At 57.8% G+C, this 23122-nt stretch carries 27 protein-coding genes; 23 read left to right on the plus strand and 4 right to left on the minus strand.

Annotated features, from left to right (window positions below):
* Positions 1-96: 96 nt before the first annotated feature.
* Entirely contained in the window at positions 97-1413 is a 1317-nt protein-coding gene (locus tag GT019_RS19085; RefSeq protein WP_161744768.1) for an MFS transporter, read from the minus strand.
* Between the two features lie 147 nt (positions 1414-1560).
* Here GT019_RS19085 and GT019_RS19090 point away from each other — a divergent pair, with 147 nt between their 5' ends.
* On the plus strand, positions 1561-2127 hold the full coding sequence (locus tag GT019_RS19090) for a TlpA family protein disulfide reductase (RefSeq protein ID WP_161744769.1): 567 nt from the start codon (positions 1561-1563) through the stop codon (positions 2125-2127).
* Positions 2128-2200: 73 nt separating this feature from the next.
* Here the strand turns inward: GT019_RS19090 and cimA are convergent, their stop codons facing one another.
* Entirely contained in the window at positions 2201-3814 is a 1614-nt protein-coding gene (gene cimA / locus GT019_RS19095; RefSeq protein WP_161744770.1) for a citramalate synthase, read from the minus strand.
* A 194-nt stretch (positions 3815-4008) separates the two neighbouring features.
* Between cimA and GT019_RS19100 the strand changes: the two genes are divergently transcribed.
* The 3 genes from GT019_RS19100 to GT019_RS19110 all read left to right on the plus strand — a co-directional run bounded on the left by GT019_RS19100 (position 4009) and on the right by GT019_RS19110 (position 7211).
* Positions 4009-5295: a DNA polymerase IV gene (locus GT019_RS19100; protein WP_161744771.1), complete on the plus strand. Its 1287-nt coding sequence runs from the start codon at positions 4009-4011 to the stop codon at positions 5293-5295.
* A gap of 66 nt (positions 5296-5361) precedes the next feature.
* Positions 5362-5598: a ferredoxin gene (locus tag GT019_RS19105; RefSeq protein ID WP_161744772.1), complete on the plus strand. Its 237-nt coding sequence runs from the start codon at positions 5362-5364 to the stop codon at positions 5596-5598.
* Between the two features lie 194 nt (positions 5599-5792).
* Positions 5793-7211: a L,D-transpeptidase gene (locus tag GT019_RS19110; protein WP_161744773.1), complete on the plus strand. Its 1419-nt coding sequence runs from the start codon at positions 5793-5795 to the stop codon at positions 7209-7211.
* Between the two features lie 9 nt (positions 7212-7220).
* Here GT019_RS19110 and GT019_RS31610 read toward each other — a convergent pair whose 3' ends face one another.
* The gene (locus GT019_RS31610) at positions 7221-7361 is read right to left on the minus strand and encodes a hypothetical protein (RefSeq protein WP_201755471.1); all 141 of its coding nucleotides are present in this window, start codon (positions 7359-7361) and stop codon (positions 7221-7223) included.
* 192 nt (positions 7362-7553) lie between these two features.
* Between GT019_RS31610 and GT019_RS19115 the strand changes: the two genes are divergently transcribed.
* The 18 genes from GT019_RS19115 to GT019_RS19200 all read left to right on the plus strand — a co-directional run bounded on the left by GT019_RS19115 (position 7554) and on the right by GT019_RS19200 (position 20744).
* Positions 7554-8654 (plus strand): quinone-dependent dihydroorotate dehydrogenase, encoded by a 1101-nt coding sequence (locus GT019_RS19115; protein WP_161744774.1) that lies wholly within the window; start codon positions 7554-7556, stop codon positions 8652-8654.
* A gap of 15 nt (positions 8655-8669) precedes the next feature.
* Positions 8670-9473, plus strand: a complete 804-nt coding sequence (locus tag GT019_RS19120; protein ID WP_161744775.1) for a GTP pyrophosphokinase — start codon at positions 8670-8672, stop codon at positions 9471-9473.
* Positions 9474-9935, plus strand: coding sequence for a DUF309 domain-containing protein (locus tag GT019_RS19125; protein ID WP_328803995.1), 462 nt, complete (start codon positions 9474-9476; stop codon positions 9933-9935).
* Positions 9936-10160: 225 nt separating this feature from the next.
* The gene (locus tag GT019_RS19130) at positions 10161-10925 is read left to right on the plus strand and encodes a pseudouridine synthase (RefSeq protein WP_161744776.1); all 765 of its coding nucleotides are present in this window, start codon (positions 10161-10163) and stop codon (positions 10923-10925) included.
* 24 nt (positions 10926-10949) lie between these two features.
* Positions 10950-11750, plus strand: a complete 801-nt coding sequence (locus GT019_RS19135; protein ID WP_201755461.1) for a Cof-type HAD-IIB family hydrolase — start codon at positions 10950-10952, stop codon at positions 11748-11750.
* Between the two features lie 546 nt (positions 11751-12296).
* The gene (locus GT019_RS19140) at positions 12297-12902 is read left to right on the plus strand and encodes a LysE family translocator (protein ID WP_161744777.1); all 606 of its coding nucleotides are present in this window, start codon (positions 12297-12299) and stop codon (positions 12900-12902) included.
* Between the two features lie 23 nt (positions 12903-12925).
* Positions 12926-13510: a GNAT family N-acetyltransferase gene (locus GT019_RS19145; RefSeq protein WP_161744778.1), complete on the plus strand. Its 585-nt coding sequence runs from the start codon at positions 12926-12928 to the stop codon at positions 13508-13510.
* Positions 13511-13586: 76 nt separating this feature from the next.
* A complete protein-coding gene (locus GT019_RS19150; protein ID WP_161744779.1) occupies positions 13587-14072 on the plus strand; it encodes a GNAT family N-acetyltransferase in 486 nt (161 codons plus the stop codon).
* A gap of 33 nt (positions 14073-14105) precedes the next feature.
* Entirely contained in the window at positions 14106-14585 is a 480-nt protein-coding gene (locus tag GT019_RS19155) for a TcaA NTF2-like domain-containing protein (protein ID WP_161744780.1), read from the plus strand.
* A 97-nt stretch (positions 14586-14682) separates the two neighbouring features.
* On the plus strand, positions 14683-15183 hold the full coding sequence (locus tag GT019_RS19160) for a GNAT family N-acetyltransferase (protein ID WP_161744781.1): 501 nt from the start codon (positions 14683-14685) through the stop codon (positions 15181-15183).
* A gap of 239 nt (positions 15184-15422) precedes the next feature.
* Positions 15423-15842 (plus strand): VanZ family protein, encoded by a 420-nt coding sequence (locus GT019_RS19165; RefSeq protein WP_161744782.1) that lies wholly within the window; start codon positions 15423-15425, stop codon positions 15840-15842.
* Between the two features lie 2 nt (positions 15843-15844).
* Positions 15845-16558, plus strand: a complete 714-nt coding sequence (locus tag GT019_RS19170) for an HAD family hydrolase (protein WP_161744783.1) — start codon at positions 15845-15847, stop codon at positions 16556-16558.
* Entirely contained in the window at positions 16555-17310 is a 756-nt protein-coding gene (gene hisA / locus GT019_RS19175) for a phosphoribosylformimino-5-aminoimidazole carboxamide ribotide isomerase (RefSeq protein WP_161744784.1), read from the plus strand. The genes GT019_RS19170 and hisA overlap by 4 nt, the downstream gene beginning before the upstream one ends.
* Before the next feature lie 128 nt (positions 17311-17438).
* The gene (locus tag GT019_RS19180; protein WP_161744785.1) at positions 17439-17996 is read left to right on the plus strand and encodes a DEAD/DEAH box helicase family protein; all 558 of its coding nucleotides are present in this window, start codon (positions 17439-17441) and stop codon (positions 17994-17996) included.
* A gap of 107 nt (positions 17997-18103) precedes the next feature.
* Complete coding sequence (locus GT019_RS19185; protein ID WP_328803997.1) at positions 18104-18517, plus strand: DUF2500 domain-containing protein; 414 nt, start codon at positions 18104-18106, stop codon at positions 18515-18517.
* Positions 18514-18813, plus strand: coding sequence for an antibiotic biosynthesis monooxygenase family protein (locus GT019_RS19190; RefSeq protein ID WP_161744786.1), 300 nt, complete (start codon positions 18514-18516; stop codon positions 18811-18813). Before GT019_RS19185 ends, GT019_RS19190 begins: the two co-directional genes overlap by 4 nt.
* Positions 18814-18920: 107 nt before the next feature.
* Positions 18921-20138, plus strand: a complete 1218-nt coding sequence (gene fdhA / locus GT019_RS19195) for a formaldehyde dehydrogenase, glutathione-independent (RefSeq protein WP_161744787.1) — start codon at positions 18921-18923, stop codon at positions 20136-20138.
* Between the two features lie 159 nt (positions 20139-20297).
* Positions 20298-20744, plus strand: coding sequence for a GyrI-like domain-containing protein (locus GT019_RS19200; protein WP_161744788.1), 447 nt, complete (start codon positions 20298-20300; stop codon positions 20742-20744).
* Here GT019_RS19200 and GT019_RS19205 read toward each other — a convergent pair.
* On the minus strand, positions 20728-21030 hold the full coding sequence (locus GT019_RS19205; protein ID WP_161744789.1) for a hypothetical protein: 303 nt from the start codon (positions 21028-21030) through the stop codon (positions 20728-20730). The two genes, GT019_RS19200 and GT019_RS19205, sit on opposite strands and share 17 nt — an antisense overlap.
* Positions 21031-21461: 431 nt before the next feature.
* Here GT019_RS19205 and GT019_RS19210 point away from each other — a divergent pair, with 431 nt between their 5' ends.
* The gene (locus tag GT019_RS19210) at positions 21462-23084 is read left to right on the plus strand and encodes a type 2 periplasmic-binding domain-containing protein (RefSeq protein WP_161744790.1); all 1623 of its coding nucleotides are present in this window, start codon (positions 21462-21464) and stop codon (positions 23082-23084) included.
* The last annotated feature ends 38 nt before the right edge of the window (positions 23085-23122 follow it).

Genomic DNA, 23122 nt, shown 5'->3' on the forward strand with positions numbered 1-23122 from the left:
ACAGTGTTAGACTTAGCCTGTCCTCCATTATATCGCAGAATGGGAAATGCCGCCTACCGCGATTGTTCGTTGCTCGCGCCTCTTCAGACGAAGCCGTCATCCTGACGTATCCCCGGCTTTGGCCGGAGGATGCACGAGAAAGACGATGATGAGCATGGACCCGAGCGATAGTCCGGCAACGATGCCGTACAGCAGCGTATCCGATATGCCGGCGATCCAGCCGAATAACGGGGGACCGAGCGCGACGCCGAAGAAACGCAGGCTGCTGTACAGCGACGTGACCATTCCGCGGTGCTGGCGGTCGACCGATCCGGTGATGAGCGTATTCAAGCAAGGCAACAGGAGACCGGTCCCGAGGCTGCTCAGCGCCGCGAAGGCGATCAGGAGATAGATATTGCGGTGCAGAAAAGCGGCTGCGGCAAGCGCGGCGCACATGACGGCCAACCCGACGATCATCAGGACGCGCATCAAAGCGCCTTTGTTTTTGATTTTGCGCCCGGTAACGTAAGCGGTAATGACCAGAAACAACAGCGGGATCGCCAGGATGCCGCCTTTTGCGACGCCGTCGATCTTATACGGCGCTTTCTCGAGCAGATCCGATAGGCGGAAGAGGACGCCGAACAGAATAAACAAGCCGAGCGAGCCCGACACGAACGCGCCGATCAGCCATCGGCCTTTCTCCTTGAAGAGCTTGCCGATATCCGCGATGTACTGCTTGACCGGCAGCGGCCGCTCCTTGCCTTCTTTGGCCGGTTCTTTGATCAGGAACAGCATGGCCGCGAACGAGCCGGCGCAGAAGACCGGAAAGGCGAACAATGGCGCGTACCAGGTCATCAAGGCCAGCAGCGAGCCGATAATCGGGCTGACGACTTTGCCTGCGCCGTTGGATGCTTCGATCAAGCCGAGCGCTTCGCTTTCCTCGCCGTCCTTGTACTTGTCGCCGACGAGGGCCATGGCGATGGGAGAGGTGCCGGCCGCGCCGATCCCTTGAAGAGCTCTGGCGGCGATCAAGAAGCCGTATGCATGCATGACTGCGGCCACGCCCGCCCCGATGCCGGCTATGCCGTAGAGGGCAAGCGAAGGGAGGATGACGGCTTTGCGGGAGTAACGGTCGGATAGATAACCGGAGAAGGGAATAATGAGACCGGCGGCAACGGAGAATAGAGTGATGACGAGGCTGGCTTGAAACGTCGAAATGCGAAGCTCGCGCTCCATCTCCGGCAATATCGGGACGAGCATGGAATTGCCTAAGACGAGTACGAGAGGGACGGTCGCGAGCGCGACGTACTCCAGCCATTTTCCGCCGCCTTTGCCTTGCTGTTTCGCTTGCGAATCGCTGCCGCCGCCGGATTCCGCCGTCCGCAATTTCCCTGGACTGCCCGCCGTTCCGCGGGATTTGGCCGATTGCTTCATGGGTCAAAGACCTCCAAGTCGGTGTGATGACCTAGCCGGTCTCGACGGTTAATGTACCCCTGAACTTGAGCTTCCATTCTTGAACATGGTAACATGTAGGAAGCGTACCTCGCGTTAATCGACAACTATTCCGAAAGAAGGCGCATTATGAAACGATCGATCGTGTTGCTCGTCATCGTGCTGATACTGGCAGGTGCCGCAGTTTATCAAAATAAAGGCAAGCATGACGATGCGCTCGCCGCGTCGTCGGATATGCTCCCTAAGCCGGGTTATACCGCGCCGACGCTGAACCTTCCCGATTTGCAGGATAAGTCGGTTGCCATCGGGGGGAAGCGGGATAAGCTGCTGCTCGTGAATTTCTGGGCGTCGTGGTGCTATCCGTGCGAGATGGAGGCGCCGGACCTGCTGTCGCTGGCCAAGGATTACGACGGCAAGCTCGAGATTCTGGGCATTAACGCGACCAGCGTGGACAAGGAGCGGCAAGCGCGGGAATTCGTGGATCAGCAGAAGCTGTCGTTTCCGATTCTGATGGACCGGGACGGCGACGCGCAGAAATTGTACAAAGTGAATTCGTTCCCGATCAGTCTGCTGGTGGACAGTAACGGAATCGTCAGGGAACGGATCGAAGGCGTGATTTCGAAAGCCCAATGGAAGGGTTTCATCGATAAATGGCTGGATGCCGAGAACGATTCGAAAGCAAGCGCAAGCACGTAAGGAACCCATACGGATGCAACAAAAAAGCCGGAAGCTTCTCAGCTTCCGGCTTTTTTGCGCGTACGAGCGCGACTTAATGATTGAGCAGCCCGAACTGCTCGCGGGGCTCGTCGTGCGAATCGATCTTGGATTTCGTCAGCAGCGCGTAGCGAATGCTGTCGACCAGCGCTTCCCAGCTCGCTTCGATGACGTTGCTGGATACGCCCACCGTGTTCCAGGTGCTTTTGAAATCGGTCGATTCCATGAGCACGCGGACCTTGGCCGCCGTCGCGTCCTTCTCGTCGATGACCCGAACTTTATAATCGGACAAGTGGAAATCGTTGATGCTCGGATAGAACTGCTCCAGCGCCTTGCGAAGCGCGTTGTTGAGCGCGTTGACCGGGCCGTTTCCTTCCGCCGCCATGTAGATGGTTTGTCCGTCCACGTTGACTTTGACGATCGCTTCGGCGTTCATGCCGCTGCCGTTCGTTTTCTCGACGAGCATCTTGAGCGATTCCAGCTTGAAGATTTCCTTCATCTCGCCGAACGCCTCGCGAAGCAGCAGCTCGAGCGACGCGTCCGCGCCTTCGAATTGATAGCCTTGATGCTCCAGATCCTTGATTTTCTCCATGATCCGTTTCGTCTTGTCGTTATTGGCGTTAATATCCAGACCGAGCTCCTGCGCCTTGGAGATGATGTTGCTCTGGCCGGCAAGCTCGGAGACGAGGATGCGCTGCTTGTTGCCGACGAGCTCCGGCTGGATATGCTCGTAGGTCTTGGAATCCTTCATGATCGCGGAGACGTGAATCCCGCCTTTGTGGGCGAATGCGGCATTGCCGACGTAAGGCTGGGCAACCGGCATGTGCACGTTCGCGATTTCGCTGATATAACGGGCCGTCTTGGTCAGCGATTGGAGTTGGTCGTCGCTGATGCAGCGATGGTCCATCTTCAATTGAAGCGTCGGGATGATCGAGCACAGGTTAGCGTTGCCGCAGCGCTCGCCGTAGCCGTTGATCGTGCCCTGCACTTGGCGGGCGCCGGCTTGTACCGCGGCCAACGTGTTGGCGACGGCAAGCTCGCAATCGTTATGCGTGTGGATGCCGATCGGCGCGCTGAGCTCGGAAGCCATGCGCGATACGATGGCATGGATCTCGTGAGGCAGCGTACCGCCGTTGGTGTCGCACAGGACGATCCAATCGGCGCCGGCGTCTTGCGCCTTGCGCAGCACGGCAAGGGCGTAGTCCGGATTATGCTTGTACCCGTCGAAGAAATGCTCCGCGTCGAAAATCGCTTCGACGCCCTGGCGCTTCAGGAAAGCGAAGGAATCGTAGATCATCGACAAATTCTCTTCCAAGGTCGTCTGCAGCGCGGTATGTACATGGAAATCCCACGACTTGCCGACGAGCGTCGCGGCCGGAACGCCGGATTCCACGATCCGCAACAGGCTGCTGTCCTGTTCGGCGAGGCTGTTCTTGCGTCTCGTGCTGCCGAACGCGGTCAGCTTGGCATTCAGCTTTAAACCTTTCACGCGCTGGAAGAATTCGATATCCTTGCTGTTGCTGCCGGGATTTCCGCCTTCAATATAATGAACGCCTAACAAATCGAGCCTCTGGGCGATTTTGACTTTATCTTCCGCGGAAAGACTGATGCCTTCTCCTTGCGTGCCGTCGCGAAGCGTCGTATCGAATATGGAGATCGTATTTCCCATGAATGCAGAAGCCCCCTTCCTTGTAACCGTTTTTCATTCGCAGTCATAATTTTTTATTATAGCATTAGAAAGGCGGTGCGTAAACGTGGGCCGATTAGGCGCATAGCTTGAAGTTGACGTTCGGGGCAGCCGATTGGTATGCTGAAAATACGATCATATGATCGGCTATTGCCAAGGAAGGGTGATCGCGAGCGATGACGAAAGAGCGGGTAGCGGCGTCTCCCAAAAGCCGTGTCATTCTTCATTTGGATATGAACGCCTTCTATTGCTCCGTCCATGAAGCGGAGGAGCCCGAACGATATAAAGGAAAGCCCTCGGCCGTGGCCGGGAGCGTCGAGCAGCGACGGGGCATCATCGTGACGTCTTCTTACGCGGCCCGCGCGCATGGCGTCAAGACGGGCATGACGGTGCGGGAAGGACTGCAGCGCTGTCCGGATATGCTGATGATCCGGCCCGATTTCAATCTGTACCGCGCCTATTCGCGTGGCTTCATGTCGATCGCGAGACAATACACGCCGTTGGTCGAAGCCGTCTCGATCGATGAATGCTACCTGGACATCACCGGGTCGTCCGCGTTCGGGGAACCGCTGCAGATCGCGCGCGACATCCAGGAGCGGATCCGGACGGAGTGGAACTTGCCCTGCTCCATCGGCGTCGCCCCGAACAAGCTGCTTGCCAAGATGGCGTCCGACATGCAGAAGCCGAACGGCTTCACGGTGCTGCGCATCCGCGACGTTCCCGAGCTGCTGTGGCATAAGCCGTGCGATACGCTGTTCGGCATTGGACGCAAAACGGCGGAGAAGCTCGTCAAGCTCAACATCCGGACGATCGGCCAATTGGCCGCCGCCGAGGAGACGATGCTCGTGAAGCATTTCGGCGTCGTCGGCTCCTGGATGAAGGCGGCCTCGCACGGCTACGACTACGCCCCCGTCAATGCCGAACGGGGACTCAACAAATCCATCGGGCACACGACGACGCTGCCGAAGGACGTCACCGAACGGGAAGAAGCGCACCGGATCTTGCTGAACCTCGCGGATCAGACCGGACGAAGAATGCGGCATCAGAAGATGATGGCGTCGACTATTCAGATCGTCATCCGCCGGCCGGACATGTCGACGATCAGCCGTTCGGTCACGCTCCCCGTTCCCACGGATTCCGCGTCGGATATTCACCGGGAAGCGTGCAAGCTGTTCGATAAGCATTGGAAGCGGGGCGAGCCGGCGCGCCTGCTCGGCATCACGCTGCAGAACCTGTCCCTGCTGGCGGACACCGCGGTTCAGCTGGACCTATTCAACTATAGCGAGCAGCCGAAGAAAGAGGCGCTTACGCGAACGATGGATATGCTGAGAGACAAATTCGGCGAGGACGCGGTGCTTACGGCAGGCATGCTCGGGGACGATCCGTCGGCCTTGATCCGCAACAAACGAATTAGGGGGACATCCTTGCAAAGGGACGAGCATATGTTATATAGTGATGATTGAGGGTTGTATGCTTAACAAAATACTAACGTAAGTGCTGCGCTTACAATTAATAGGAGGGAAACCACGATGTCGAAGTTTACATGGGTTGAGAAAGATACGTGTATTGCCTGCGGAGCTTGCGGAGCAACGGCACCTGACATCTACGACTACGACGATGAAGGTTTGGCGGAAGTTATTTTCGGCAGCGACGGTAACCACGGCAACACCGAGATCCCTGAAGATTTGTACGATGATCTGCAAGACGCGGCAGACGGCTGCCCGACGGACTCCATCAAAATCGCGGACGCGCCTTTCAATAACTAATACGAATAAAGCGCACTCAAATCCCATTTCCCGCTTGCCCGGGGGATGGGATTTTTCGTGTTGCCCTGGAGCCGGGGACCGGTCGCGCGACCGACGCTTGCAAAGAAATGCGAAAAAAATCCCGTACGGATATTATCCGGACGGTCCATCTGCCGATATAGTAGCTACCGGATTCCGAAAGCAGGAGGTCGCAGATGGAAACGCAGGACGATATGAACTATTTGAAGCGCTATGTCCAAAATCATCCCGATAACCGCATGGCCTGGTATCTGCTGGGCAAGCGATATATGTTGGAAGGCAAGGAAGCGAAGGCGAATTATTGCTTCCTCCAATCCGGCAGCATCTACGATGCGTACGAGCGCAAGCAGCATCCGCTGGCGAATGAACCGAAGCAAATGATCGCCGCCTGGAACCGCAAACGCGGAATGCGCATGACGGCGCTTCGGACGTCCGCGGCGCTGCTTGGATTGCTTGCGCTAATGCTCCTCATCTCGCCGGGCAATTCCGACGAGGCGGCCGATCCGGCGGCGGAGCAGCCTTCGCGCGCCGCGGATTCCGCCGACGCTCCGGCGCCCGCGAGCGGCTTGAAGGTCGTCGTCGTAAAGCCGGCCGGCGGCGATGGAGCGATGCTCGGCAGAGCGCTCGGCGCGCTGCTGCAAGGCGATGTCGGCGAGGCCGGTAAAGGGCTGGCCGCCGCCCTGGAGCAGAGCGGGAAATGGCGCAAATGGACGGGCGCTACGCGTCTGCTGGCCCAAACGGCCAAGAAAGGCAAAGGCAGCTCCGTCGTCAGCTTGCTGGATGCCAAGGCTTGCGACTGCCGGCCGGACGCGTCTGCGGAAGCGCGGACAACGTACGCGGCATGGAGCGAGGAGCAGGAGCAGCGGTGGACGCTGGCGAGCGCGATCGCGCATTACCGGGAAAGCCGGAAGGCTTGGCCGGACGAGCTGGCCGACTTGGTGCGGCCTTACCCCGATAACATGATCTCAGGCAGCAGCAAAACGATGGAGAAGCTGTTCGCGCCGCTGCTGCGATCGATGAAGGCGGAGGCGTCCGCTCCGAACGGCTCCGGGAACCCGCGCGATAGCGAACCGCATGGCGCTGCCGGGCAATCGAATAACGGACAAGCGGGGAGCAGCCCGGCCGCTTCGTCCGAAGAGACGACGCTCCCGCAGGAGCCGCTCTCGATCCTCGTCGACAAGGACAACCATCAGCTGGCCGTCGTCAGCGGAGACGTGATCGTCCGCAGCTATACGGTCGGACTCGGAGGGGACAAGACGCCGTCCGGAAGCTTCGTCATCAGCGAGAAGGTGCGCAATCCGAACGGGAGGGACGACAGCGAATTCGGCAGCCGAGGCATGACGTTGTCGGACACGCTGTATGCGATCCACGGCACGAACGATCCATCCAGCGTCGGCAAGGACGAGTCGCATGGCTGCGTCCGGATGAACCGGAAGGATCTCGAGGAACTGTACGATCTGGTGCCGCTCGGCACGAAGGTCACGATAAAAAGCGGCGTCCTTCCCGATACTCCCGCGCCGATCGCAAAGCGTTTCCGCTTGCAGCCGGCCGAGAACGAGACGAACCCCGCTGTGGTTTACAAATGGCTAGACTAATCGAAAAACCTACTTGTCGGTAATAAGAAGAACGGCTATGACGATAACGATCAAGACGAAAATCGATCCGATCCAAACGAGCGCTTTCTTATTGATTTGTTCTTTCTCAGTGGATTTCTTAATCGGCGGCTTCTTTTTCGCTTGGCTCACGCGGATCAACCTTTCTCTCGCTTGAAATGGGAATATGTTTGTATTGTAATCGTTTTCCACCGCGGAGACAACTGTTTGTCTCGCGGCGCCGGGCCGCGCGGGCGGGGCGAAAGAGGCGGCAACTCTTTCTTTTTCGTGTCCGACGCGTTAAACTGTTCGGTAGAGCTAACACGAAGAACGGAGTGAGTTTCATTGTTGTACACGAAAATTGCCAAGCCGTATTTTTTCCGCATGGACGCGGAGAAAGCGCATCACATGGTGATCGACGGGCTCCATACGGCAAGCCTGGTTCCGGGACTTCCCGCGATGATGCGCGCGATGTACGGCGTGCCGGAATCGAAGGCGCTCGAGTCGGAGCTGTTCGGCCTGCGCTTCCCGCATCCGGTCGGCCTGGCGGCGGGATTGGACAAGAACGCGAAGTCGATCGGCATGTTCGCGAATATCGGCTTCGGCTTTGCTGAGGTCGGCACGGTCACGCCGAAGGGACAAGCCGGCAACGACCTGCCGCGGCTGTTCCGGCTGCCGAGCGACGAGGCGCTCGTGAATCGCATGGGCTTCAACAACGACGGCGCGGACGCCATGGCGGAGCGGCTCGCCCGCGATACCCGGCGCCGGATCCCGGTCGCCGTCAACATCGGGAAGAACAAAACGACGCCGAACGAGCTCGCGCACGAGGATTACCGCGCTTGCCTGCAGAAACTCTATACATACGGCGATTTCTTCGTCGTCAACATCAGTTCGCCGAATACGCCGGATCTGCGAGCCCTTCAGCACGGGGACGAGCTGAAGCTGCTGTTGTCGACGGTCATGGAAGAGATGCATGCCCTGGCTGCCGCGACCGGCGCGGGCCGCAAGCCCGTGCTCGTCAAAATCGCGCCGGACATGACGAGCGAGCAACTCGCTTACACCGTCGAGACGATCGTGGCGAGCGGCGTGAACGGCATCATCGCGACCAATACGACGATCAGCCGCGACGGCCTGCAGCATCCGAACGCCAAGGAAACCGGCGGCTTGAGCGGCAAACCGCTGCGGGAGCGTTCGACGGAAATCGTGCGCGAGGTCTACCGCATGACCGGCGGACGGCTGCCCATTATTGGATCGGGCGGCATCTTTACGGCATCGGATGCATACGATAAAATTCGCGCGGGTGCAAGTCTTGTAGAAATTTATACCGCGCTCATCTATAGAGGGCCGGAGCTTCTCCGCGAGCTGACGGAGGGACTGAAGGCACTATTGCGCAAGGACGGATACACATCGATCGTGGAGGCCATTGGAGCAGATCATCGGTCTTAGACAGGAGGCGGCCGGATGGACGGAAGAGACTGGGGACTATTTTTGCAGCCATATGAGCAGGCAGTGGAAGAATTGAAGGTCAAGCTGAAGACGCTTCGAACGGAGCTGAAGAATCGGGAAGCCTACGCGCCGATCGAGTTCGTGACTGGGCGGGTCAAGAAGATTTCGAGCATATTGGAGAAAGCGAAACGGCTGTCGGTGCCGATGGAGAAAATCGATACCGGCATCGAGGACATAGCGGGGATCCGCATCATGTGCCAGTTCGTGGACGATATCCACCGGGTCGCGGCGCTGATGCGTTCGCGCAAAGACCTGAAGCTGGTCTACGAGAAGGACTACATTACGAATTTCAAGGACAGCGGTTACCGAAGCTACCATATGATCATCGAATATCCGGTTCAAACGGCGATCGGGCTCAAGCACGTGCTGGCGGAAATCCAAATTCGGACGCTGGCGATGAACTTCTGGGCGACGATCGAGCATTCGTTGAACTATAAATATAAGGAAAGCCTGCCGGAGGACGTGCGGGACCGGTTGAAGAAAGCGGCCGAAGCGGCTTCGCTGCTGGACACGGAGATGTCGAGCATCCGCAACGAGATCCTGGACGCCCAGCGCGACTTCGAAGAGAAATCGAACATGTTCTCGAGCGTGCTGAGCGACATACAGGAGTTGTATTTCTTCAATCGCGTCCGCGAAGCGGTGCAGTTCCAATTGCGGTTCAACGAGTTGTGGGAGAAGGAAGACGCGTTCGCGATCCGCGTGCTGTCCGACGAGATCAAGGCGGCGATCCTCCGCGCGAAGAAGGGCGGAACGTCGTAAGTGGCGTCGGCGCATCCGTACGACGCGAAGTTCGTCCATTTCATCGTGCTGTTCAACGTCGACGAGGATTACTTCGAATGCCACGAGGCGATGGAAGAGCTGTGGCTCGAAGAAGGCCGCAGCGCCCTCTATCAAGGATTGCTGCAAGCGGCGGTCGGTCTGCATCATTGGCGCAACGATAATTACTCCGGCGCGGTGAAGCTGTTCGTCCAAGCGGAGAACAAACTGTCGGTTTACCCCGAGGTTGCGATGGGACTGGATTTGAGGCAGCTCCGCGCCGATATGGCTAGGTGCTTGTCTCTGCTTCGCGCGCATATGGAGCGTTCGACTTCGTCCGACGAACCCGCGAAGCCGCCCGCGTTCCGGGCATTCCGTCTGATCGTGAAGGACGCTGTGCTGCAATCGCTAGCGGACGCTCTTGCGGTGATTCCGCCGTCGCAGCGCCTGCATCACGGCGATTGATCGCGAGCACGAGGGACTGCTCGCGCAGGCAAGCCGCCGATCGCATTTCGGTCACCCGCTGAGGGACCGGGATGCGATCGGCGGCTTTTGTCATCGGGCGCGGCGCGGACTCATTTCGGGCCGAAAGCAGGATTTGGGTTGGTTAAGGCCGTGCTTTATTATACAATGGGAACAGGACTTCGCCTGCGCGAAGGACCGAGGCATTATGGGAGCTGAATGGTGATCATGGCAAAACGGATGCGGCTGGACAAGCTGCTTGCGAATATGGGATTCGGCACGAGAAGCGAGATGAGGCGCGCGGTAAAGCAAGGACGGGTGACGGTCGACGGCAAGACGGCCAAGGATTTCGGCATGACGCTGGATCCGGAAGCGGCGGCCGTGCGATTCGATGACGAGGTCGTCGTCTACCGCGAGACGATCTACGTGATGCTGAACAAACCGCAAGGCGTCGTGTCGGCGACGGAAGACGCGCGGGACCGCACGGTCATCGATTTATTGGACCCCGAGGACCGGGTGCTGCAGCCGTTTCCGGTCGGCCGGCTGGACAAGGACACGGAAGGGCTGCTGCTGCTGACGAACGACGGCAAGCTGGCGCATGATCTGCTGTCGCCGCGCAAGCATGTCCCGAAGACGTACGTGGCGCTTGTCCACGGCGACGTGGACGGCGGCGACCAACAAGCGTTCAAGCAAGGCGTGAAGCTGGACGACGACTACGAGACGCTGCCCGCGGAGCTGATCGTCGGCGAGAAGGAGCAGCGGGAGGACGGCGTTTTCAGCCGGGTCACGCTGACGATTCACGAAGGGAAATTTCATCAGGTCAAACGAATGTTCGAGGCGGTCGGCAAAAAGGTGCTGTACTTGAAGCGCGTATCCATGGGGCCGCTTGCGCTCGATCCGAAGCTGAAGCTCGGCGACTACCGGCCGCTTACGGAATCGGAATTGGACGCGCTGCTCGCGGTGCACGCCGCCGCAAAGCAGGCAAACGATTGATTAACGAGGAGAGACGGCAGGCAAATGGGAACCATCAACTATGATTTGATCGCGCTGGATATTGACGGAACGCTGCTGACGGACGGGCATGTCTTGACGCCGGTCGTGAGAGAGGCCGTGCGCGAGGCGCATCGGCGCGGGGCGGAGATCGTGCTCTGCACGGGCAGGGGGCCCGTCAACGCGCTGCCCGTTCTGGACGAGCTTGGGCTCGCGGGCACGATGATTACGCATAACGGCGCCGCCACGGTCGATTCCGCGCGCCGCGAGGTGCTGCACCAATACAGCATCGATCCTGCGGAGATCGTGCGATTCAGGGAATATTGCCTGCGGGCGGGGATGCATTTCGATATCAACACGCCGTTCGAGATGCTGATCGAGGGAATCACGCCGGAAGCGGAGGAGATGTACCGTCTCTATGGGGCCAGTCCGGTGCTGCGCGATCCGAGCGAGCCGCTTCCGGAGGGTCTCGTCAAGTTCACGCTCTTCGGCGGCATTGCGGACCTGGACCGCGTCGAAGCGGAATGGAACACTTGGTCGCACGGCCTGCAGCACATCCGCAGCGGCGATTATTTCATCGACGTGCAGCATAGGGATGCCAGCAAGGGTACGGCGCTGCGGCAGCTGGCGCAGTTGCGGGGCATCGATCAGAGCCGCGTCATGGCAATCGGGAATTACTTCAACGATGTGGGCATGCTCACGTTCGCGGGGCTCGGCGTGGCAGTGGCGAATTCGCCGGAAGCCGTGAAGTCGGCGGCCGACGTGCTGACGCGTTCCAACGAAGAAGACGGCGTGGCGCACGCCCTCCAAGAGTTTGCTTGGTCTTGAGCAGCCGCGCCAGATTGCATCTCCGGAAGGAAAGGCATCGCGCTTCCCTCCGGTCCAAATGAAAAACCGTCGAAGGCGCACCCTCGACGGTTTTGTCATTATCGGCTAGAGCAATCGATTAGATCAGAACTCCGCGGGATATGATGACCAGCAGAATGAACAGTACCAGAATTACGCCAGCAAAACTTCCTCCCAACACACCGGACATGCAAATGCCTCCCTTAAAGGTATTTCCGGCGCCGCTTGCAAGTTCGCCTTGTTGTGATGCTCGGCACTCGGTATAAGGTATTGTATGAAATTCGCGGAGAGCGGATTGGACATCAGCCCGCCTGCGCAAGATTTGGGCAACTGCATGCCGTCAAATGTCCGAGGAACGGGTCGGCCGTACGGGATACGTTTTCGGGGGAAAGATCGCCTAGCGGCGCCAGCGGAAGGCTGCTTTCGCGCATCGCCGGAATAACCGGACGCGGCGATTGTCCGCGCTGCCCCCCGGCTGCTCCGAATCGGGGATGCGCCGCACATAACGGAGAACTGAGGAATATCGAGATGATCGTGATAAAAGGCATGCTGATCGGCTTGTCGATCGCGGCGCCCGTCGGCCCGATCGGCATTCTGTGCATGAGGCGCACATTGAATCAAGGCCGGAGATTCGGGCTGGCTTCCGGGCTCGGGGCGGCGTCCGCCGACGGAATATACGGGTTTGTCGCGGCATTCGGATTCGGGGCCGTGATCGCAAGGATGGTTGCGCTGCAAAGTATCGTTGCGCTTCTAGGCGGCTTGTTTCTTTGTTATCTCGGCCTTCGATCGTTCCGTTCCGGCGGGGACCGAAGCGCGGAAGCGGGACGAAGCGGCAGCCTCGCGGGAGCGTACTTGACGAAGTTCTTCCTGACGCTCGCCAATCCCATGACGATTCTGTCGTTTCTCGGCATTTTCGCCGGACTGAACGCGATGGAGGCGTCTTCCTCCGGTTTGGCGGTGCTTGTCTTGAGCGTCTTCGCCGGTTCGGCGGCTTGGTGGCTGTGTCTCAGCTTAATCGTCGGCGCCGCCCGGAAAACTTTGCACGCCGCCGCCATGCGCTGGGTCGACCGGTTGTCCGGACTGCTGCTGATCGGATTCGGCATATACTCGTTGTTGAACGTTATACTTACTTAAGGATTAAGATCGGAGGGACCCGCATGATTTCCGTTCATGAACTGCGCCGGCTAAGAATCGTCACCAAGCGCCTGATTCTCCGGGTCATCGATGAATCCTGCACCGAACGCGTGCTTGATTTTGTCAAGCGGAATCGGGAAGCGCTTGCCGAATGGGAGCCGGACCGCGACGATGACTACTATACGCCGGAGACGCAGCGGAATCTGATCCGGCAGGAAACGGTCAGCATGGAATACGGGCACAGTGTCCGATTCTGGCTGACGGCGGCAGAAGACCCGGACGGCGATATTATCGGCACGGTATCGCTCAGCAATATCGTGCGCGGCGCGTTCCAATCCTGCCATCTCGGCTACCGGATGGACGCGGGGCAGCATAACAAGGGTTATATGACGGAAGCGCTCTCGCATGTCGTGGCCTTTGCTTTCGAAGAGCTCAATCTCCACCGCATCGAAGCCAATATCATGCCGCGAAACGCGCCGTCGCTCAAAGTCGTCGAACGGCTGGGGTTCCGTCACGAAGGTCTTGCTCCGGAGTATTTGCGCATTCGCGGCAAATGGGAGGACCATATCCACATGGTGCTGTTGAATCCGTCCTGGTCGGAGCGGTAAGCGCGCGGCGATTATTAAGCTTTTCTAAGGCATTTATGTACATCCCGTTTTCATGGTAGAATAGGAGGCGCATCCCATGAAGCTATCCTTCATTCGCTCGACGAAAGATTTCATTGCGATCGAACGGGACATCGTAAACACGAATCCGGCCTTCAATCGGATTTCCAAAGATAAAGAACTTCTGACGGACGAGGATCTCGAAGCGGAGCAGCTGGAGGCCGAGGCCGCCGGCGCGGAACGTTACGTGATGTTCGAAGGGGAGCAGCCGGCAGGCATTCTCGAGTTTCTGATGATTAATCCCAAAGACGCCTGCACATGGCTCGGGCTGCTCGTCATTCGCGCGGAGTGCCACGGCAGAGGCTTGGGCAGCAGGGCGATGGCTTGGTTCGATTCGCGGATGCGGGAGCGAGGCGTCAGATCGCATCGATTGGGCGTGCTGACGGGCAATTCGCCCGCGCATGCTTTCTGGCGAAGCCAAGGCGCCGTTCAGGTAAAGCCCGCCGTGCTTCCCGACGGCAAACCGATTCTGATCTATGAGCGCGCCGTCCAGGCGCAAGAATAAGGCTGCAATTCATAAAGACGGGAGATTACGAAGATGTACAGAACAGCGATGCTCGGTATGCTGCTAAGTCTGACTGTGCTGATGAGTGCCTGTTCGGCGAAAGACGAATCCCAAGAGCAGGATCTCGTCACGGGCGAACAGATTGACTATAGGGATTCTTCGGGTGCGACCGACGTGATGAACGCGTACGAAGAATCGATGGTCGAGGCGATCAACAAGAACCGCTTCTCGCTCGTGGAAGGGCTGCTTGACCCGGAAGGCCCGCTTTACAAGGAACAAGAGGGCCTCGTTCGCCGTTTGAGCGGGAAGAACATCAAGGAGAAGCTGATTCGGTATCAAATCAAGAACATTCAAAAAATCAACGGCGAATACAAGTTTTCCATTATCGAGAAGATCGGCATTTACTATCCGGAAGGCAAGTCGTCGGTCAACGAATACGAATGGGTGTATACCGTTACGCAGCATCCCGATACCAAGGCGTTCAAAGTCTACAGCATCGAACGCTGGGAGTAACCGGGGAATCCCGGATGGCATGAATCGGACGAGGGCGGGGCTGGGAGCAGCGCCGTCCGCCTTGTCGTTCAAGAAAATACGCGCATGAGGTGCAGCGATGTCGAACAGAGTGGCGTTTGAGCCGTACAACGAACAATATTTGGAGCAAGTCCGCGGCACGTATAATCATTTCGTGGTTCATACGACGGTTTCTTTCGATTTGCATCCGTACTCGCCGGAGCAGATGAGGCAGCTGATCGAACCGCTCTCGGACCTGTACCGTTCCTATGTCGTCCTGTACGAGGGACAATATGCAGGCTACATCATGCTGACGCAGCATAAGAAGCGCCCCGCGTTCAACGTATCCGGGGAAATGACGATCTACCTGGAGCCGGCATTCACGGGCAAGGGCATCGGCAGGGAAGCGATGACGTTTCTGGAAGGAGTGGCGAGGTCGATCGGGTTCCATTCGCTCATCGCGACCATTTGCACGGAAAACGAAGGCAGCATCGCGTTGTTCCGGAAGCTTGGCTACGAGCAGGTCTCGCATTATATCGAAATCGCCAATAAATTCGATCGCTGGCTCGATTTGGCGTGCTACCAGAAAATGCTGACGTAAGGCGGGGACTTTCTTGCCTGCCGGAAGCTCGCCGGCGCGGTCTAAAGCCGGATGCGAGAATCGGATAGTCGGCTTGGAAATCTAGATTGAAGCTCCATGATCTGGCATGAACCGAGGCCGTTCCGAATACCTATAGTTGGCGGGGGACGAGCAGGCTTCTCCCGCGAAGCTGAGACGGACCGGTCGCGGACATGCGAGACTCGGCGCGCCGCCGGCAGGGAGGGCTGAGATCGGAATCCATGAAAAAAGCGATTGCGCTTATTACGTTGGCCTATTCCTTATTGCTGCTCTATTGGATGTTCATCGGCTTCGGCCGGACGAGCCCGCATCTGCCGGGCTATCGGTATAATGTCATGCCGCTGCATACGATCAAGCTTTATTTCGCGCACGCGGACAGCTTTCAACTGAAATATTGGATCGTGAACATGGTCGGCAACATCGCGGTATTCGCGCCGTTCGGGCTCGCCGTGCCTTACTTGTTCCGCATGCGGCTCTTCTCGTTCACGGTCTTGTTTATTTGCGTCTTATTGCTGCTGGAAACGATGCAGCTCCTGCTGCAGCGCGGCAGCTTCGACATCGACGACGTGCTGCTGAACACCGTCGGCGCGCTGATCGGTTTCGCGTGCTTGCAATTTATCCGAAAGCGGGTGTCCGCATAACGATGTACAAGGCGATCCTGTTCGATCTGGACAATACGCTGCTCGATTACGATGCCAGCGAGCTGGATGCGATGCGCCGGACGATTCGCCATCACGGGCTGCACGAGCGCGAGGATTTTCGGTGGGAGACGTTCCGGACGGTCTACGCCCCCATTAACTGGACCTATTGGATCGAACGGGGAGAGCGGCAGCTGCATATCTCTCAGGTGCTCGAATACTCCTTCCGCGATACGCTGGCGCAATTGGGACATGACAGTACGGTGTCCGCGGAATTGGCGACGACGTATTGGGAGCTGTTCTGCTCCTCCTGCCATTTCATGAACGGCACCGAGGAGCTGCTGCTTCGGCTTCATGGCAGGGTTGAGCTCGGCGTGATCTCCAACGGAATCGGATTAGCGCAGCGGGGACGGTTGGCAACCGGCGGAATCCTGCACTATTTCCCGCACTTGTTCATCTCGGACGAAGTCGGAATCGGCAAACCGAACCGGTTGATCTTCGACAAAGCCGTCGATGCGCTCGGCGTTCCGCGCTCGGAGATCTTGTTCGTCGGCGATTCCTTGAAGGACGACTACGAGGGCGCGCGTGCGGCGGAGCTGGATTTCTGCTATTATAACCCGCGGCGGGATCCGTTCCAGGACGGAATATCGCCTGCATATACGATTCACGACTTATTCGAATTGCACGGCATCATCTCCGGAGAAGAGGGACAGCGATGAAATTCAGACCTTGCATCGACCTGCATAACGGCAAAGTCAAACAAATCGTCGGCGAAACGCTCGGCGTCAGCGATAAGCAAGTGGTGGAAAACTTTGTATCGGCTTATGATTCCGCGCATTACGCGGAAATGTTCAAGCGGGACGGGCTGACGGGCGGCCATGTCATCATGCTCGGCGGCGGCAACGAGGAAGCGGCCTTGGCGGCGCTTCGCGCTTACCCGGGCGGCCTGCAGATCGGCGGCGGAATTCGCGCGGAGAACGCGTCGCTGTACCTGGAAGCGGGCGCCTCGCATGTCATCGTCACCTCGTATATTTTTCGCGACGGGGAACTGGACATGAACAACCTGCGGCGAATCGTAGCCGAGGTCGGCAAGGACAGGCTCGTGATCGATCTGAGCTGCAAGCAGCGGGACGAGCAGTGGGTCGTCGTGACGAACCAGTGGAAAACGTTCAGCAATTTCACCGTCGATGCCGCCCGCCTGCGCGAGCTGGAGGCGTATTGCGACGAATTTCTTGTCCATGCCGTAGACGTGGAGGGCAAGCGGACGGGGATCTTGGGCAGCTTGGTGGAGCAGCTGGCCGGGCAGGTCTCCATCCCGACGACTTATGCCGGAGGTGCGCGTTCGTTCGCCGATTTGGACTTGTTCCGCTCGTTGACCGGCGGTAAGCTGGACATCACCGTCGGGAGCGCGCTGGATATTTTCGGCGGCGACTTGCCCTACGAGGAAGTCGTTGCCTATTGCAACCGCTAGACGGATTGCAGGGAAGCCAGGCTGCGTCCATGCGCGGGCTGGCTTTTTGGCGTGCTTTTTTTGCGGAAAACCATTGCTTATCGGGACAATTGAAGGTATAATCTGCCAAATCAAGGAGGTGAATGACTATGAAGTTCGTGCTGCTGTTCGGACCGCAAGCCGTCGGGAAAATGACGGTCGGCCAAGAGCTCGAGAAGATGACCGGCTTGAAGCTGTTCCATAATCATATGACGATCGAGCTGCTTCATCCGTTCTTCGGCTTCGGCCCGGAGGCATGGCGGTTGACGGACCTTTTTCGGATGGAAATTTTCAAATCGGCGGCGGCGAGCGGGCTGGAAGGACTGATTTTTACATACGTATGGGCTTTCGATATGCAGGAGGATTGGGACTATGTCGAGCGGATCTGCAAGATCGTGGAAGCGGACGGCGGCGAGGTGTATTTCGCCGAATTGGAGGCGGGCGTGGAGACGAGGCTCGCGCGCAACGGGACGCCTCACCGCCTGCTTCACAAGCCCACGAAGCGAAACGTCGAGCAATCGGAGAAGGAGCTGCTCGGCAGCCTGGACAAGCACAGGCTGAACTCCGTTCCCGGCGAAATCGACCGGCCGCATTATATGCGCATCGACAATAGCACGCTGAGCCCGGAGGAGACCGCTCGTCGGATCAAAGCCAACTTCCGGTTATAAGGACATCGTGACGGTCTCCAACGATGCCGTGCCGCGATCCCGGGTCTTCGGACATCGGAGCCGCCCGCGGCATCAACAGAACAGAAAGCAAAGGAGCAAGATAGCAAATGGGCATGAACGGACCCTCGGATCCCATGTTTACGATCGTTCCGATCATCGTGACAGTCGGGTTTATCCTCGTATTCGGATTGATTATTTTCGCCATCGTCAAGGGGATCGTGCAGTGGAGCTCCAACAACAAGAAGCCGGTCCTGACGGTCGACGCCCGCATCGTCGCGAAGCGAACGGACGTCGGTTCGAGCATGACGAACGGAGACCAATTATCGTCCCGTTCGCGAACCGATTATTTCGTCACGTTCGAAGTCGAGAGCGGCGACCGCATGGAATTTGAAGTGAGCGGCCAAGCCTACGGCATGCTGGTCGAAGGGGACGACGGCCGGTTGACCTTTCAAGGCACCCGGTATCAAGGCTTTCAACGTTCCGGGGCATCCCGCATCGTAAAGGAGCGTACCGCGCGATGATCCTGGAAACCGCGATTTTGCATGTCAAACCGGCGCTAGACCCTTCGTTCGTCGAAAGCTTCAAAGAAGCGTCCGCAATCATTGCTTCCATGCGGGGGTACGTACGGCACGAGCTGCGGCGCTGCGTCGAGCGGGAGCATCAATACTTGCTGCTCGTCTGGTGGGAGACGCTAGAGGACCATACGATCGGATTCCGGCTGTCCGCGGAATACGAGGAATGGCGCGAACTGCTGCATCATTACTACGAGCCGTTCCCGGTGGTCGAGCATTACGAGGCGATCCGGCTCGGAGATTAGCGATTTACGACCAAAGAATGGATGGCATTTCCTGCTGGAAGCGATTACAATGAGAGAGTGAATGCTCGTCTTCATTTAATCTACGGTTAAGAGGAGAGGCTGACAAAATGGCAGGAAATCGTGCGGTAGTCTATGTTGAGCCCGGCAAAGTCGACGTAAGCGATATTTCGTACCCGGAATTGATCTTGCGCGACGGACCCGGCGTGAATCCGCTCAACGTTGGCCGGAAATGCGAACATGGCGTCATCTTGAAAGTCGTTACGACGAATATCTGCGGAAGCGACCAGCACATGGTCCGCGGACGCACGACCGCCCCGAGCGGGCTGGTGCTCGGCCATGAGATCACGGGCGAGGTCATCGAAGTCGGCCGCGACGTGGAATTCATCAAGAAAGGCGATCTCGTGTCCGTGCCGTTCAACATCGCTTGCGGACGCTGCCGCAACTGCAAGGAGCGCAATACCAACGTCTGCTCCAACGTCAATCCGGACCGTCCGGGCTCGGCCTACGGCTATGTGGACATGGGCGGCTGGGTAGGCGGGCAGTCCGAGTACGTCATGGTTCCTTACGCGGACTTTCAATTGCTGAAATTTCCGGATAAAGACCGGGCGATGGAGAAAATCCTCGATCTGACGATGCTGTCCGACATCTTCCCGACCGGTTATCACGGCGCGGTCAGCGCGGGAGTGCGGCCGGGATCGACGGTCTACGTCGCCGGAGCTGGCCCCGTAGGTCTGGCGGCGGCGCATTCCGCGCAGCTGCTCGGCGCGTCGGTCGTCATCGTCGGCGATTTGAACGCCGAGCGCCTGGCGCAGGCGAGAAGCTTCGGCTGCGAGACGGTCAACCTGCGGGAGCATGCGAACCTCGCGGAGCAAATCGATCAAATCCTCGGCGTGCCCGAGGTGGACTGCGCGGTCGACTGCGTCGGCTTCGAAGCGCACGGCCATGGCAAGGCGCACGGCGAAGCGCCGGCGACGGTGCTGAACTCCATCATGGAAGTTACGCGCGCCGGCGGCCGGCTCGGGATTCCGGGGCTTTACGTAACGGGAGACCCGGGCGCGGTCGACGAGGATGCGAAGATCGGCACGCTCAAGATCCGCTTCGGCCTCGGCTGGGCGAAGTCCCACACGTTCGTAACGGGCCAGACGCCGGTCATGCAGTACAATCGCGAGCTGATGAGCGCGATCCTAAGCGGCCGGGCGCAGATCGCCAAAGCGGTGAACGCCACGCTGATCTCGCTCGACGAGGCGCCGGCGGCTTACGGCGAGTTCGATCAAGGCGCGTCCAAGAAATTCGTCATCGACCCGCACGGGTCCGTCAGACGCTAATCCCGTACCGCATTGTCCGTCGAGGGCAATGCGGTATTTTGCTGCTTGCGCGAATTCCTTCCGGATTGCCAATAAATGAATACCAAAGCTTCGGGCGTCATGGTACACTGTATTCGGGTCAACCTAAGCATTGACATTCTATGCGGGAGGTCATTCGCGATGAATAATTGCTCCTTGATTACCAAGCCGGCGATCAATATGGTTGGAATCAGCTACTGCGGTCCCTATTCCGCGTTTCCGGATGAAGCCATTCATCTGCAGAGTGAGTTTCTCTCCAGGAAGCACGAGATCGAGGGCGAAGTGAAAACGACCGTGCTGTACAGCCCGTATTTCGGCAACGAAGTGTTCGCCACGTACTGGGCCTGCTTCGAGGTCCCGCATCTGGAGCAGGTGCCGAAGGGCATGGTCCAGTTCACGGTTCCGCAGCGGACCTACGCCATGGCGGTCTGCACGAACGAACGCATCGGCGAAGGCTACGAGCAGTTGACGGCCTGGATGAACGAGCAGAAGCTCTCGAAGCGCGAGAACGCCGTTTCGCTCGAAATTTTTTACATTGACGAACATCTGGATGCGGAACAGGTCGAGCTGCTCATTCCGATCGACTGAGGTAGTCCACCGGAATGGAGCGCGTAAACATAACTGCCCTGCCAGCGGCTGATTTCAGCCGCCGGCGGGCAGTTTTTTTTCGTCGTCGCAGCAGGTGCGCGGATTGGAACGAACGCTGCCGGGACGCGGCTAATCCACCAAAATGGTTGCGCACGACATGCGCTGCGATGGCGATGCGATAATCGAAGAAATCGACGGCCTTCTGCAGCGAAAGCTCCGCCACGATCAGTCCTCCTGCGAATTTCGTCACGCGCGTTCCTTCAGTGAAATAGCCGTAACCATTCATGTTCTCCGATCGATACGCATTTTGTGTCGCAATTGATGATAGCGCATTCACAAAGGCTTTACAACGAGCGGGAATCGCAGGGTCGAAAGGAAATCTTTCATCCCTGTTGAGGACGAAAAATAACAAATATGTTTTCGATTAGAATACTTATTGTATACAAAATTAAGGATATAAAATCAAGTATATATGTGTACTTTCCAACATTTTCGATGTCTATAAACTTTTTAAAAATTAAATAGTATTTTTATTGTATACTTATTGTATATTCAAAAACATTGGTGTATGCTTATCCCATTCACAAGTTCGAGGAGGCGAGCGGGGGGCTAATCGAAGAATCGGCATCAATTTTGACAGCGCTATCAAATGGAATGAACGAATGGCTGTACGCAGAGTAATCCAACAAATTTCATGTGGGAAAAGGGGTAATCACAATGCGCAAGAAGCATGCGGCGGCAGCGCTTCTGGCCGCGACGCTCATCCTTGGGACGGCGGCCTGCGGGAATGACAACGGCAATACGGCGAATACGGCGAATACGAACGTTTCCGACGATCCGTCCGCAACCGAAGGCCCGATCGACATTCAATTCGGGAGCGGCGCGGATCCGAACGCGGAGTTCATGGCGAAATTGACGAAGAAGACGGGGGAAACTTGGGAAGATAACCGGTGGACCAGATTATATAAAGAAAAACTGAACGTCGTGACGCATTACAAACTAATGTCCCAATTCGCCGATTACAACACGAAATTAAAGCTCGCCATTACGTCTGGCGATCTGCCGGACGTGTTCCCCGTCAACGATAAAACGGATTTGAAGCAGCTTGCCGAAGGCGGAGCAATCTATGAAATGGGCCCGATTTACGAGAAATACGCGTCTCCGCTCCTCAAAAGCATCATCGAAGCCGAGACCAAAAGCATCTTCGACCCCGTGACGTTCGGCGGAAAAATCTACGCCATCCCGCAGAAGATGCCTTCCACGAACGGCTACAGCCATCTGTGGATTCGCGAGGATTGGCTGAAGAAGCTGAATCTGGAGCGTCCCAAGACGATGGACGACTTGTACAACATCGCGACGGCGTTCGCCAAGCAGGATCCCGACGGCAACGGCAAGGCGGATACGATCGGTCTCGGCATCAACAAAGACATCCTGTATTCTTCGCGGGGACTGTTCTGGGGCTACGGCGCATACCCGGATTTTTGGACCAAGGACGCTGCCGGCAAGGCCGAATACGGCACGGTGCTGCCGGAGATGAAGCAGCCGCTGGAAATGCTTGCCCGGATGTACAAGGAAGGACTCTTGGACAAGGAATTCGGCACGAAGGACGAGACGAAGGAAATGGAAAGCGCCGTGTCCGGGAAACTGGGCATGTTCTACGGCCCTCACTGGCTCGCCTACAGCGTGGAGAAAACTTCGGACATCGATAAGAACGCGAAGTGGGTCGCGGTGCCGCTGCCAAGCGAAGGCGGCAATGCCGTGCACATTCCGCTCGAAAACGCCACGGACGGCTACCTGGTCGTAAACAAGAGCTTCAAGCATCCGGAGCTGCTCGTCGAGATGCTGAACGTGTACGTGGACACGATGTTCGGCGAGACGAACCAATTCGACAAGTTCTGGTCGGACGGCGATATCGACTCCCTCTGGAACATCGGTCCCGTCCATACGCTGATGCCTTCGCTCGACCTTGAAGGCCACCAAGACATCAAGAAAGCGCTGGCGAACAATACGACGGATCAATTGCAAGGCGTCGCGAAGGGCTTCTACAAGTCCATGCAGGACGGCGTCGTGGGCATGTCCATGATGTTCGGACCGACGGATACGCCGTTCGCCTACGTCGATCAAACCTATCCGGACAGCATCCTGTGGAGCGCGTTCAGCGGGGCGCCGACGCCGACGATGGTCAGCAGCTGGAGCTCGATGGTCGAGATGGAAGCGACGACGATGACCGCCATCATTCAGGGCAAGGAAGACGCGGACAGCGGCTTCGACAAATTCGTGGACAATTGGAACAAGCTTGGCGGCAAGCAGGTCGTCGAAGAGGTCAACGCGCCGCAATAAGAAGCGATCCGCTTGCCGCGATCGAGAAGAAAGGAAGG

Origin of the sequence: Paenibacillus glycinis, assembly GCF_009909185.1 — a bacterium.
Classification (GTDB): domain Bacteria; phylum Bacillota; class Bacilli; order Paenibacillales; family Paenibacillaceae; genus Paenibacillus_Z; species Paenibacillus_Z glycinis.